The organism is Corallococcus sp. CA053C, assembly GCF_003611675.1.
Classification (GTDB): domain Bacteria; phylum Myxococcota; class Myxococcia; order Myxococcales; family Myxococcaceae; genus Corallococcus.
Map to the genome: position 1 here is coordinate 1 of NZ_RAWA01000007.1, position 12997 is coordinate 12997.

Here is a 12997-nt window from a genome sequence, read left to right on the forward strand (position 1 = left end):
AGATGTGTATAAGCGACAGGCCCACGACACCCGCACGGCGCCACCCACGTCCCGCGGGGGGAGGCACCTGCCCGATGACCTGGAGCGGCGCCGTCGGGCCGGCGCGCACCAGGTAGTCGTTCAGCGGCCACACCGACAGCCCCAGCACCGACACCGTGCGCGCGGCGACGAAGGGGGCCTGGGGCGCGTCGGGTGCGGGCCGGCCCTTCCACCGCAGGCCGGTGCCCAGCACGGAGCGCGTGCGGGGAGCGCGGACCGTGGTGACGAAGGCCGCCCGGTCCTCCACGAGCGACGCGAGCAGGTCCCGCGTGGGCCCCGGAGGCTCCTGCTGGAGCCTGCGCATCAGCACCGCGCGCACCGTCCACGCATCCCCCCGCGCGAGCGCGTCCGACAGGGCTTCGTCCGGCAGCAGTTGCGCCAGCCGGGGGGCGCGCTCCAGCAGGCCGCTGGGGTCGGAGGGAGGGGTGAGGGACATGGGCCGCATTCAACCCGCCACCCGCGGGGTGGAGGCAAGCCCCGGCGCGGATTGGATTGCATCCGGTGGGCACCCGATGATGCCCGCCATGGACGCAATGGACCTGGTCATCCTCTCCGTCGTCGTGGCGCTCGGGCTGGGGCGCTTCCTGCTGATGCGCGACCAACGCCGCGCGCCCCCCGAGGACACCTCGCCCCGCAAGCCCACCCGGATGCGGCTCACCGCCCGGGCCCTGCTGGGCTATGCCTACGTCATGGCCGCGGGGCTGCTGGTCCGCATGCTCATCGGCCGCATGTGAGGCTTTGGCCTCAGTGCTTGCCGTACTCCAGCTTCGTGCCCTTGCGCTGCGCGTAGATGTACGCCTCCATCGCGCGCATCTTCGGGTCCCCGTCCGCCAGCGGCTTGCCGCGCAGCGGGTTCTCGATGCACCAGTTGATCATGTCGCGCAGCAACGCCACGCGCCCCAGCTGCACCTGGTACTTCGGATAGGTCTCCGGGTGGGTGTTGGCCGCGTCCGGATGGCACATATCGCACGACACGCCCACCGTGCCGCCCAGCGCCTCCGCGTCGTGGAACACGCGGTGGCCCTCCTTCACGAAGGCCTGCGTGGAGTCCGCCCACACCTGCTCGTCGCGCTCGGAGTACGCGCCGTAGGTGTGGCCCGACTGGAGGTTCGCCTGCTCCTGCTTCGGCACCGCCTTCGCGCCCGTCTGCGCGCCCACGCCGCCCTGCTGCACGGCGCTGCCCGCGGGCTTTGAGCCAGGGTTGGGCTGCGGCGCGGGCGGGGTGGCCTGCGCCAGGGCCGGGCCCGGCACGTCGTCCCAGAGCGCGTCCGGGTTCTTCTTCCGCCAGTCGTCCATCAGCTTCGAGGTGGCGCGCACGGCCTGCTCGCGCGTGAGCTTCTGGCCGTCCTTCACGCCCTGCACCTCCAGGGACGTCTCGCCGTCGCAGAGGCCCAGCACCAGGTTGCCGTCCTTGGACGCGGGCACGACGTGCTTCGGCAGGGGCTCCGGAGCGGGCTTCGTGGCGGGGGACGTGGCGAGCGCCACACCCCCGGCGAAGGACAGGGCCGCGCACGGGACCACGAGCAGCTTCATTCGCAGGGTCATGGGAGGGACTTTCCTCTTCCGGTCCTAGTAGGTGGGCAGCTTGGGCTTGGGGGGCGCGGCCTGCTTGCCATTGGAGCCCAGGTAGCTGGCGCGCACGGTGATGGGGTCGCGCTGCCAGAGGTTGTAGACCTTGTCCACGAGCCCCGACTCCAGCACGTCCATGCGTCCGGTCCCGCAGCCGTCGAACTGGCTGAACGGATCCGCGCGGTTCATGGGCACCGTGAGCGCGGGCAGGCCCTCCGGCGCGTACGGCCACGGCCACGCGGTGGACAGCATCCCGTGGAACTGGATGTTGCCAATGCGGTTGCTGAGCAATTGGTGCGTGTGGCCGTGGATGACGGTGACCTTCTCGTACGGCTTGAGGATGGCCTGCACCTCGTCCGCGTCGTCGGTCCAGAAGTTCCAGGGCTTGTAGTACTTGTAGAGCGGCGAGTGGCTGAAGACGATGAGCGGGGTGTTCTTCGCCACCTTCGCCAGGTCCCGCTGGAGCCACTGGCGCTGCTCGCCGCCCACCTCGAAGCGGGACTGGATGCCATTGTCCAGACCGGCGACGATCTTCATCCGCTCCATGGGCGTGAGCTTCCGCTCCGTCCAGAAGTCCTTCTCGTGGATGGAGTTGAGCACCACGAAGTGCACGCCCTTGTGGTCGAAGGAGTAGTTGGGCGCACCGAACAGGTCGCGCCACTGCTCGCCCATGTCCAGGAACCAGTCGTGCTCGCCCACCATCATCTTGAGGGGGGCCTTCACGGCCTTGAGGATTTGAGCGCCCAGCTTCAGCTCACCCGCCTGTCCCAGCTGCGCCAGGTCTCCGCCGAAGAGGACGAAGTCCGGCTGCGGGTCCAACGCGTTGACGTCGTCCACGGCCTTGAGGATGGCGCGCACGAAGCGGTCGTTGAGCTTGTTCTCATACAGGTGCGTGTCGGAGATGTACGCGAAGGAGAACTTCGGCTTCTGTCCCTCCGCGTCCGCCACGTTGACCAGCTGGAAGCTGTTGGGCGTGAGCTTGCCCATGCCCGCCACGATGCCGGCGGAGATGCCCGCGACGCGGAGGAAGGCGCGGCGGTCCAGCTTCTTCAGGCCCTCGAAGAAGGCCTCGCGCTCGGCGTAGTGCTTCGTCTCGATGCTCTGGAACTTGTTGGCCATGGCGCGCCTCCGTTACCGCTGCTGGGGGGGTGTGACGGGGGTGACGTCGCCGTAGATGCCCAGGTCCGCCGGGTTCTTCACGGAGAGGTCGGGATTGGGGGCCAGGTCGCCCAGGTTGCCCTTCTTGCCCATGGCGATGGCGGTGTCCCGCTCCGGCCGGGTGTTCTTCCGGGCGCGCTGCTTCGCGAGCTGCTCCTTGTTGAGCTTGTCGAACTTCGTGTCCGTGAGCGCGAAGAGGAATGCCACCAGGTCATCGATTTCCGGCTCGGTGAGCCCCAGCCGCTGCATCCCCCCGTCGAGGAAGGGATTGGCCACGCCGCCCTTGTTGTAGTGGTCCATCACGTCCCACAGCGTGGTGAGCGACCCGTCGTGCATGTACGGGCCAGTGATGCCCACGTTGCGCAGCGTGGGCGTCTTGAACGAGCCCACGTCGTTCTCCTGCTTCGTCACCAGGAAGCGGCCCAGCTCGGAGAACTCCGTCTGGAGCGCCAGCTCGTCGATCTGCTTCTCGTCGCCGGTGCGCACCACCTGCACGCCCTTGCGCGCCAGGGTGACGAAGTCCTGCTTGTGCGCGGCCACGCCGATGTTGTGGAACTTCTGGTCGCTGAACAGCGGCGACACGGCATTGCCCGCGTGACAGGAGTTGCAGCGCGCCTTGCCGTTGAAGAGCGCCCAGCCGTTCTTCTCCGACGCGGAGAGCGCCTTGGCGTCGCCGGTGATGAACTTGTCGAAGCGCGCGCTGCCGGAGAACTGCATCCGTTCGAACGCGGCGATGGCGGCGGCCAGGTCGTCGTAGTTCACCTCGCGGCCGAAGACCTTCTTGAACTCGGCGGCGTACTCCGGGATGGCGCGCACCTTCTGCACCACCGCCTCCGGGTTGGGCATGCCCATCTCCCGGGGGTTGAGGATGGGCAGCTTCGCCTGGTCCTCCAGCGTGCCCGCGCGGCCGTCCCAGAACTGGGTGGCGTTGAAGACCGCGTTGAGCACCGTGGGGCTGTTGCGCGTCACCTTCTGGTTGCGGATGCCCTCCGACAGGGGCTTCCCGTCGGTGAAGCCCAGCTCCGGCTCGTGGCACGTCATGCACGCCACGGTGTTGTCCGCGGACAGGCGCTTCTCCCGGAAGAGCTTCTCCCCCAGCGCCACCTTCTCCGGCGTGGGCTCGGAGCCCGGCGGCACCGACAGCCGCCACAGCGTCGCGGAGACGCCCGGCGGCAGCGGAGGAGGCGGGGAGGCCTGCGAAGGCGTGGGCGCTGCATGCCCCACACCGGTGTTGAGCACCACGGCGAGCACCGTGACGACGCCCGAAGGCAGCCGCATGACACCCCTCCCGCCAGCCTTCAGGAGCCCACGCGGGACATCCGCGCGACCTGTTGCCGGATGCCGCGCATTTCACGCAAGTCACGTCATCCGATCAATGTCACTCCGGCGATGGGGTGGCGGAAGTGTTTGGGATTGGAACCTTGGTGGACGCGGGCTGACGACTTGCGTCCGCGATGGCCTTGCGCAGCCACGCATGGGCGGGGTCGTGGTGCATGCGTTCGTGCCAGAGCTGGCTCACGGTGAAGTTCGCGAGCTCCACGGGGGGACGCAGCAGCTTCAAGCGGAACGCGGGCGCCATCAGGAGCGACATGCGCTCTGGGGCAACGAGCAACAGGTCCGTCTCCGCCACCATGAAGAGGGCCAGGAAGAAGTGCGGCACCGCCACCCTCACCTCGCGCGAGCGGCCCAGGCGCGCCAGCGCGTCGTCCACCAGGCTGCCCGTCTTCCCCAGGGGCGACACGCTGATGTGCCCGTGCTCCAGGTAGCGCGTAAGCGTCATCCGCCCCCGCGCGATGGGATGGCCCTCCCGGGCGAGGCAGACGAACCGCTCCTGGAAGAGGGCCTGGACGCGGAAGGCCGCGGGCATGTCCCCGAAGACGCCGAGCGCCACGTCCAGGCTGCCCCGCTCCAGCGCCTCCTCCATCCCCTCGCCCGGTCCGCGCACGCGCACGGACACGCCCGACGCCACGCGGGTGAGCTCCCGCATCAGCGGGGGGAGCACCACCATGCCGGCCAGGTCCGCCGACGACAGCCAGAAGGTGCGCTGCGCGGTGGCCGGGTCGAACCTGCGCGCGCCGTGCAGCGCGCCCCGGAGCTGCTCCAGGGCCGCGCGGAGCACGGGCGCCAGGGACTCCGCGAGGGGCGTGGGCACCATGCGCCCGTTGGTGGGGATGACCAGGGGGTCTCCCAGCCGGTGGCGCAGCCGGGCCAGCGCGTGGCTCACGGCGGACTGGCTCACGCCCAGCCGGGTCGCGGCGGCGCGGTTGCTGCCCTCGGAGAGGACGGCGTCCAGGAAGACGAAGAGGTTGAGGTCGCGGACGTCGATGTGAAGGTTGTTCATCCGGGAGGTGACGACCTTTCAGGCTGTTCAATCACAGCCTGAGGGTACCTTTCGCGTGTCCCCAAGCCCAGGAGCCACACCATGAAGGGTCTTTCTTTCGCCGCCATCGCCACGCTGTGCCTCGCCACCCAGGCCTTCGCCGCCGAGCCCCCCAGCATCGTGGGCCACTGGAAGTCCACGCAGTGCGAGGTCCGGCCGGGTGGGGGCGACCAGAAGTACTACGTGAAGCGCGACTTCACGTATTCGAAGTCGGATTCAAAGGCGGTCATCACCTTCTACATGGACGCCACCTGCAACGAGGCCCAGAAGATGTCCCGCGTGGTCATCACCGGCCCGTACGTCGTGCGCTCGCAGACGGTCACCACGGCGGGCGCGACGCAGGGTGCCTATCCCGCGCACTTCATCTTCGCGACGCTGAAGATCACGCCCCTGGCGGACGGCTTCGCGCAGTACCTCAACACCGCCGCCCCCGGGACGTGCGGCACCCAGAAGTGGGCGGTGGGCAAGGAGCAGGACGTCACCAGCACCAATGGCTGTTCGGCGGTCTTCTCCTTCAACACCTGCCCCTGGGAGCAGGACGTCGTGAAGGTCGTGGGGGATGAGCTGTTCTTCGGAGCCCGGCCGGCCAACGGGGGCTGCAACCCCGACGCCACCCACCTGCCCACCGAGTTCCAGGTGGCGATGCAGCGCGCGAAGTAGTCCGCGCTTCAAGCCGGTAGTGGCCCGGTGGCCAGGAGCGCCCACCACGCGGCCGCGAATCCAATCCCCCAATCCTCCCATCACCACCTCGATCGAGCTTCGAGGCGGCGATGGCGAGAGGGAGAAAGCTATGGCTCAGTGACCGAGTGGCCGGGGAGAGCTACCGCCTTGACCTCGGTGCTCTGATCAACAGCCAGAGATCCGCTCAGATTCAGGGTGATGGACTCCGTCCGCTTCCACCAGCCGTTCGAGGGATCGTAGGTACTTCCCTTGAGCTCCTGGTCATACCAGCGCTCGGCAGTGGTGTTGTATCTCGTGCCAGGAGGCAGCAGCCCCAACTGCACCCACAGCGCCGCGTCGAAGGTGCAGTAGACGGGCACCTTCAGCTCCTGCGTGATGACGAGCTTGATGTTTTGCGTCTTGGTCACCGACGTGGTGTCGCTGTGCGTGTAGGCGAAGCTGAGGCTGAGTGTCCATTCCTTGGACACCTCATTCGTTCCTTCTTTCTTGACGGCAGAGAGCGAATAGCTCAAATCCATACCCGCCGTATACTGATTGGTGACCTCCACCGTGGTCGTCTGTTCTTTCGTGCAGTCGACCGAGAGGGTTCTCGTTTGCTCCGCAGAGCTGTCGTTCACGAAATGCACATTGTCCACCAGGCTATTCCCGTCTTTGTTCGGGACTGTGACGTCCACCGGCTTGATGATCTCCTTCTTCGGATTGAGGTTGTCCCAGGAGAAGCTGGAGACGGCGTCGTTGAATCCCACCTCCTTGAGATTCTTGATCTCCGTGTAGCTGCCCCAAGCCTTGATGTTTGAATAGGACACCCCTCCGCCGTCGTTGCGGTCGAACAACGAGGCCTTCTGTGCGTCCAACAGTCCAGGCCAGCGCACGGAGCTCGCGCGATCCTTGATGTACCAGCCATCCAGAGGGTGGACTATTTGCGCGCTCCACTCCGAGAGAAACAGGACGGTGCGGTTCCCCGTGAAGTCGGCCCCCTCGTAGAGTTCGATGGCGCCGGCGCTCAGCTCGGGCGTGTGCCAGAAGAACGACGAGATGCAATCGTTCAGGTTGATCTTCGTGAGATCCACGCCCTCGGTCTGGCCTGTTCCCACCAGGTCGACCACCCTGCCGCAGCCTGCGAGGTTGTAGACGTTGCCGTTCACCGGGACGGCAACGGCGTCCGTCATGGTCATGACCGTTCCTACCGGGAGATTGAACGCAATCCAGGTTGATTCGTCCTGGATGCTCGTCCCGGAGATGGAATGGCGTGTGTCCTTGACGTTGTCGCTGATGACGATGGAGTAGGACGCACCCGCCCAGCTGGCATCTCGGTAGAGCTTGACGGTACCAGAAGGCAGATTCGGGGGCGCGGCAGCCGGAGCGGGAAGTTTCGAGACCACTGACATGGGGGCGATCCTTTTGATGAGCCCTTGATGAGCTCAAGGTGGTGCGAGAAAAAACACTGTTACGGCGCAGGCATCCAGGCCAGACCCAGGTTCCTGGCGCTGCCCGAGTTCACATCCTGGATATCGCTGCCGTCGGCCAGTTTGGCGCTCCGGAGCACTCCACCCAGCCAGTCCGCCCAATACAGCCGCCCGGCCGTGACATCGATGGCAATCCCGTGCACCGTGGTCTGGTTTGTCACCAGGGTGGTGGCGTTGGAGCCGTCCAGGTTGGCGACATAGATGCTGTTGCCGCGGGTCGAGTAGTAGACCTTCCCGCCGCTCGAGTCGACCGCCAGGCCCACGCCCAGGCCGCCCAGGTTTGAAGCGAGGGTCTCCAGGTGGGTACCATCGAAATTGAATCGTACGAGCCTGGTGTTGTTGTAGCTGATGACATACACCTTGCCGCTCGGGACATCGAACGCGATGGCAGACGGGCTATCGATGCCGTCGACGACCTGCGTTGGATTGCTGCCGTCCAGCTCGGCGCGCATGACGCGCGCTCCGGTGAAATCGGACCAATACAGCTTGCGGTTCGTCGAATCGACTGCCAGCCCGCTGGGGTAGCCTCCGTTCGCCACGATATCGACCGGGTTCGCCCCATCACTGTCCGCGCGAACGATGGCGCTGTCGCGCGTGTGGAAGAGGGTACGGGTTACCGGGTCGGTGGCGATGGAAGATGCCCCACTGATGCCGCTCGCGAGCTCAATGGCATTCGTGCCGTTCACGTCAATCCTCCACAGCGAACCGGTGGCAGTCATCCAGTAGAGGCTCGCAAGACCGGTGACGTCGACCGTGAAGGTGGTGGAGGTGGTGGCGGAGCCGTCACTCACCGAGAGCGTGATGGTGGTAGAGCCCCTGGCGCTGGCTGAGGGGACCACGTCGAGGGTGCGGCTGGAGGCGGAGCCGCCGAGGACCAGATGGCTGGGGTCGTTGGGCACCAGGTCGGTATTGGAGGACGTGGCGGTGAGCGTGAGGCTGTCGGCGGCGGTCTCCACGTCGCCCACGGTGAAGGCCAGGTCGCCAGTCGAGCCGCCAGCGGTGATGCTCTGGTGGGCCACCGGGGAGAGCGTGGGCGTGTCGTTCTCCGGGGTGACGTCGCGGGCCACCGGCGGTACGTCGGGCGGCGGGTCGTTGTTGCGACAAGCTGCGAGGGTGCTGGCGACCAGTCCCATCACCAATCCGGCGCGCAATGCCGCGGCTGGCGCTGTGCGCCAGCTCGAAAGCAGATATGACATGAATGTTCCTCGGGGTGAGCCAGACATGCCGCTGTAGACAGAGCAGCTGCCGCGTCACGCCAGCGCGGCCACCTCTACTCTGGGTGCCAGCGCATGGATATTGGACCTAGTGCTTACACAGCACGGGCTCGGCCCAGGCCCAGCCGGTCCACGAACCGCACCAGCTCCGCCACCGAGTCCACGTCCAGCTTCTGGATGACGCGGGCGCGGTGCACCTTGATGGTCTTCTCGGTGGTGCCCAGCCGCTGGGCGACCTCCTTGTTGGTCAGCCCCTGGGCCACCAGCGCGCAGACCTCGCGCTCGCGGGAAGTGAGGACGGCATGACGGGCATGCAGCGCGGCTGTCTCGGCGCGGCCGACGCGGGCCGCCGCGTCCTTGAGCAAGGCCTGGGAGATTGCTCCCAGCAGGTGTTGCTCATCAAAGGGCTTGAGGAGGAAGTCCACGGCGCCGGCCTTCATGGCCCTGACGCTAGCCGGCACATCCCCGTGGCCGGAGATGAAGATGACAGGCAGGTAGCAATCCTTGGACTCCATGGCCTGCTGCAGCTCCAGCCCGTTCAGCCCCGGCATCCGCAGGTCCAGTACGGCGCAGCCCGGCGTGTCCCCGGGCAACTGTGCGAGGAACTCGGAGGGCGAGGCGAAGGGCTTCGTGGCATGACCCGCGGCCCGCAGCAGCCGCCCCAGCCCCCGCAGCACGGACTCATCGTCGTCCACGAGGAAGATGGTGGCGGGGGCTTGCATCATGGCGAGGACTCCGTGTGAGCCGCAGGAAGCACGCACCGTAGCAGGGCCCCCTGCCCGGGAGGGCTCTCTGCTTGCAAGCGGCCGCCGTGCGCCTCGACGATGGAGCGGCTGATGGACAGCCCCATGCCCAGCCCGTGCTCCTTGGTGGAGTAGAAGGGCTCGAAGATGAGGGCCAGCCGCGACGGCTCGATGCCTCCTCCCGAGTCCTGCACGCTCAACTCCACCTGACCCGTGACTGGCGAGGCGGTACGGACCCTCAGCTGGCGTTGGCCCGCGGGGACATCGGCCATGGCATCCATGGCGTTGATGAGCAGGTTGAGCACCACCTGTTGGAGCTGGATTCCGTCCCCCTGGACGGCGGGCAGCGACGGGGCCAGCACCAGCCGCAGGTCCGCACCGCGCAGGTGCGTGTCGTTGGCCAGCAGGCGCGCCACCTCGCAGACCAGGTCATTGAGTGAGTGGAGCTCCTGCCGGGGCTCCCCTCGCTTGAGCAGCCCGCGCATGCGGTGAATGACTTCGCCCGCGCGCTTGTCGTCGGAGATGATGTCCCCGAGGGCCTCGCGCACCTCGCCCAGCTCCACGGGGCTGGCGTTCAGCAGGCGGCGTGCGGCCTGGGCGTTGCTGAGAATCGCGGCCAGGGGTTGGTTGAGCTCATGAGCCAGTGAGGCGGCCAGCTCGCCCAGGGCGGCCACCCGGCTCATGTGGGCCAGCTGATCCAGGGTTCGACGTGCCTCCATCTCCGCGACCTTCTCCAGGCGTTGGCGCTCGAGCAGCTCGGCCTGGGCACGCATGCGGCGGCGGCGCTCCACCACGAGCCCCCCGGCCACCAGCGCCTGCAGGCCGCTGATCGTCAGGGCTCCCAGGCCCCACCAGCGGTAGCGCTCCCAGAGCGTGGGCTCGTCGAAGGTGAGCCGCGTCCCGGGAGGCACCCGCTCACGGGGGATGTCCCAGCGCCGCAGCACGCGGGCATCGACCGTCAGCGTGTCCACGGATGCCGGCTTCAGGGGCGCGAGGAATTCCTCCTGCGCTCCGTGCAACACGCGGGAGGTGAGCATGCCCAGCTGTTGGCCCACGGCCTCGTAGCTGACAAGCGCTCCGCCAACAAACCCCAGCCCCAGGACGGTCTCGTGGACGGTGAAGCAGGGCCGGTTGCTGGCGGAGAGCAACATGCGTGCGATCTCGCGCCCCACGAAGGGTCTCCCGCTGGAATCGGTCATGAAGCTGAAGGCGAGGACAGTGGTGTCGTCCGGCAGGGTCCTCGCGCGCTGGAGCAACTCGGCCAGCGGCAGGTTGCTCAGGTCGATGAGCTCCAGCCCCCGCTGCGCCAGCAACGGTTGCAGCTCTCGCACCATCTGCTCCTGCTGAGCACGCTCCCAGCGACTGGAGCCGTTGACGAGCGCCAGCCTCCGTGTGCCGGGCAGCAGCTGCAGGGCCAGCTCCGCGGTGGCCCGCACGTCATAATGCAACCAGAGGCCCGCCACCCGCTCCAGGCGAGGCTGCTGCTCCCAGAGCCGCGCGTCCTCGGAGAGGACGATCATCGGGATATCCGGCCACAGCTCCCGGCGCAGCTGCGAGGCCAGCTGGATGGCGTCGGAGCGGAAGGCGATGAGGGCATCCGGCCGGCGCTCCCGATACTTGGCCAGATACCAGGTGTGCAGGGCGTGTGTGTAGGCAGGCCCGCGGGCCCAACCCAGATCCAGGCTCTCGACATCCAGGGTGATGGGGCCGCCCTGGGCCTCCCACAACGAGGAGCGGAGACTGGCGACGAGCATCGCCATGGCGGGCAGCGCCGTATCCTCGGGAATGAACAGGAGCACGGACTTTTCAGCCGGACGCGCCTCCTGGGCCACCGCCTGGGGGGACAGCAGCGACAGGATGCAGAAGACAAAGACGGTGCGCCAGGACATGGCGGACACTTTGAACGTAAGAGTTCGCTGTGTCCCCTTCCAGCGCGAGGTCCGTCCGGGTGGGGGCGACCAGAAGTACTACGTGAAGCGCGACTTCACGTATTCCAAGTCGGACTCGAAGGCGGTCATCACCGGCCCGTACGTCGTGCGCTCGCAGCCGGTCACCACGGCGGGCGCGACCCAGGCCGCCACTTGGGTTGACGCAAAACCTGGAGTCGCTCCATGGGTTGGGTGGCTCGCAAGGAGGACCCGCCATGGCGGATGAGCGGGTTCCGGTGCACCCGTTCGAGGGCATCGAGCCATGGTAGAGATCATTCCATGGTCTACGACGTGATCATCGCAGGGGCCGGCCCGGTCGGCCTGTTCCTCGCCTGCGAGCTGCGGCTCGCGAAGCTCTCCGTGCTGGTGCTTGAACAATCGGAGGATCCGCACTCACCCCTGAAGCGGCTTCCGTTTGGAAGGCGAGGACTCTGGGGCCCGAGCATCGAAGCGTTCTACCGGCGCGGACTGCTGGAACAGATTGCGTCGCAACGTCGTGTCGAAGAGAGGGCCCCTGGCCAGTCGAGACCTGGATCCATGGCGTCCGGAGCACAGCCCCGCGGGCCGGCCGGACACTTCGCGGGCATCGCGTTCGACTACAGCAACATCGATTCGTCGCGGTGGACGTACCGACTCCCGAGCCCGGCGGACACCCAATTGGGGAGCGAAACGGAGCATCTCGAGCGCGTCCTCGCGGCTCATGCACTCTCCGTCGGAGTCGAGATCCAGCGCGGCCAGGGTGTCGAAGGCTTCGAGCCTTTGAACGATGAAGTCACCGTCCGTGCCGGCGAGCAGCGCTTTCGCGCGCGTTGGCTCGTGGGTTGCGACGGCGGCCGCAGCACCGTCCGCAAGCAAGGTGGCTTCGAGTTCGTGGGGACCGAGCCTGAGTTCACGGGATATTCGGTCCAGGTCGAACTCGCCGACCCGGAGAAACTCCGCCCGGGCCGTCATTACACGCCGACCGGTATGTACAATCAGGGTCAGCCCGGGGTGATCGCGATGGCCGACTTCGACGGCGGCGCATTCCATCGCACCCAACCGGTCACGCGCGAGCACGTGCAAGCCGTCTTACGGCGCGTGTCCTGCACTGACGTGACCCTCAAAGCGTTGAACGTCGCCACGACATGGACCGACCGCGCGTACCAGGCAACGACCTACCGCAAGGGGCGGGTGCTGCTGGCGGGCGACGCCGCGCACATTCATTCACCGCTCGGCGGACAAGGGTTGAACCTCGGACTTGGAGACGCAATGAACCTCGGGTGGAAGCTTGCTGCCACCCTCCGAGGCGATGCCCCCGAGGGCTTGCTCGACAGCTACACCACGGAGCGTCATCCGGTCGGGGCGCGCATCCTCGATTGGTCGCGGGCCCAAGTGGCGCTGATGCGACCCAGCCGACATTCCCGCGCGCTCGAAGCCATCCTGCGCGACCTGATCGACACGCGCGACGGCACGACCTACTTCGCTGAACGTGTCTGGGGGGTGTCCCTGCGCTACGACCTCGGCGATGAACACCCGTTGGTGGGCCGCAGCTGCCCGGACTTCGAGCTGGAGGACGGAACACGGCTCGGCACACTGCTCCGAGCTGGAAATGGTTTGCTGTTGGACTTCGGCCGGCAGGCGTCGCTCCAGGCGCTGGGTGGCCTTTGGGGCGACCCGGTCAGGTACGTGGCCAGCGACGCCAGGGATCGCCTTGGACTGAGCGCGCTGCTCGTGCGTCCTGATGGGTTCGTTGCATGGGCGAGCGATACGACTCCCAATCCCGAGGAAGTCACACGCGCCGCGGCGAGATGGTTCGCGAGCCGCCCGCGCTGAGCCCGTT

The 12997-nt window shown here is 67.3% G+C and carries 12 protein-coding genes; 3 read left to right on the forward strand and 9 right to left on the reverse strand.

The genetic code is table 11. From position 1 onward, the window contains the following. Positions 1–475 (reverse strand): hypothetical protein (locus D7V97_RS01960; protein WP_147444648.1); only part of this gene is annotated, 475 nt, incomplete at its 3' end. On the opposite strand from D7V97_RS01960, the gene D7V97_RS01965 reads away from it, so the two are divergent. Further along, positions 474–773 carry a hypothetical protein gene (locus D7V97_RS01965; RefSeq protein WP_147444649.1) on the forward strand — a complete coding sequence of 100 codons (300 nt, stop codon included), beginning with the start codon at positions 474–476 and terminating at the stop codon, positions 771–773. The genes D7V97_RS01960 and D7V97_RS01965 overlap by 2 nt on opposite strands. 10 nt (positions 774–783) lie before the next feature. On the opposite strand, the gene D7V97_RS45665 is transcribed toward D7V97_RS01965, so the two are convergent. The 4 genes from D7V97_RS45665 to D7V97_RS01985 all read right to left on the reverse strand — a co-directional run bounded on the left by D7V97_RS45665 (position 784) and on the right by D7V97_RS01985 (position 5107). Next, positions 784–1584 (reverse strand): c-type cytochrome, encoded by an 801-nt coding sequence (locus tag D7V97_RS45665; protein WP_233582460.1) that lies wholly within the window; start codon positions 1582–1584, stop codon positions 784–786. 24 nt (positions 1585–1608) lie between these two features. Further along, the gene (locus D7V97_RS01975) at positions 1609–2727 is read right to left on the reverse strand and encodes a metallophosphoesterase (protein ID WP_120608872.1); all 1119 of its coding nucleotides are present in this window, start codon (positions 2725–2727) and stop codon (positions 1609–1611) included. Between the two features lie 12 nt (positions 2728–2739). Next, a complete protein-coding gene (locus D7V97_RS01980; RefSeq protein ID WP_120608873.1) occupies positions 2740–4044 on the reverse strand; it encodes a cytochrome-c peroxidase in 1305 nt (434 codons plus the stop codon). A gap of 100 nt (positions 4045–4144) precedes the next feature. After that, a complete protein-coding gene (locus tag D7V97_RS01985) occupies positions 4145–5107 on the reverse strand; it encodes a LysR family transcriptional regulator (protein WP_120608874.1) in 963 nt (320 codons plus the stop codon). An 81-nt stretch (positions 5108–5188) separates the two neighbouring features. Between D7V97_RS01985 and D7V97_RS01990 the strand changes: the two genes are divergently transcribed. After that, the gene (locus D7V97_RS01990) at positions 5189–5806 is read left to right on the forward strand and encodes a hypothetical protein (protein ID WP_120608875.1); all 618 of its coding nucleotides are present in this window, start codon (positions 5189–5191) and stop codon (positions 5804–5806) included. Positions 5807–5934: 128 nt separating this feature from the next. On the opposite strand, the gene D7V97_RS01995 is transcribed toward D7V97_RS01990, so the two are convergent. From D7V97_RS01995 to D7V97_RS46585, 4 genes are all read right to left on the reverse strand, one after another. Further along, the gene (locus D7V97_RS01995) at positions 5935–7215 is read right to left on the reverse strand and encodes an ETX/MTX2 family pore-forming toxin (protein WP_120608876.1); all 1281 of its coding nucleotides are present in this window, start codon (positions 7213–7215) and stop codon (positions 5935–5937) included. Positions 7216–7274: 59 nt separating this feature from the next. Continuing rightward, on the reverse strand, positions 7275–8489 hold the full coding sequence (locus D7V97_RS02000; RefSeq protein WP_120608877.1) for a DUF5050 domain-containing protein: 1215 nt from the start codon (positions 8487–8489) through the stop codon (positions 7275–7277). 113 nt (positions 8490–8602) lie between these two features. Then, positions 8603–9232, reverse strand: coding sequence for a response regulator transcription factor (locus tag D7V97_RS02005; protein ID WP_120608878.1), 630 nt, complete (start codon positions 9230–9232; stop codon positions 8603–8605). After that, positions 9229–11139, reverse strand: coding sequence for an ATP-binding protein (locus tag D7V97_RS46585; protein WP_120608905.1), 1911 nt, complete (start codon positions 11137–11139; stop codon positions 9229–9231). The genes D7V97_RS02005 and D7V97_RS46585 overlap by 4 nt, the downstream gene beginning before the upstream one ends. A gap of 318 nt (positions 11140–11457) precedes the next feature. Here D7V97_RS46585 and D7V97_RS02015 point away from each other — a divergent pair, with 318 nt between their 5' ends. Next, complete coding sequence (locus D7V97_RS02015; RefSeq protein ID WP_120608879.1) at positions 11458–12990, forward strand: FAD-dependent monooxygenase; 1533 nt, start codon at positions 11458–11460, stop codon at positions 12988–12990. The last annotated feature ends 7 nt before the right edge of the window (positions 12991–12997 follow it).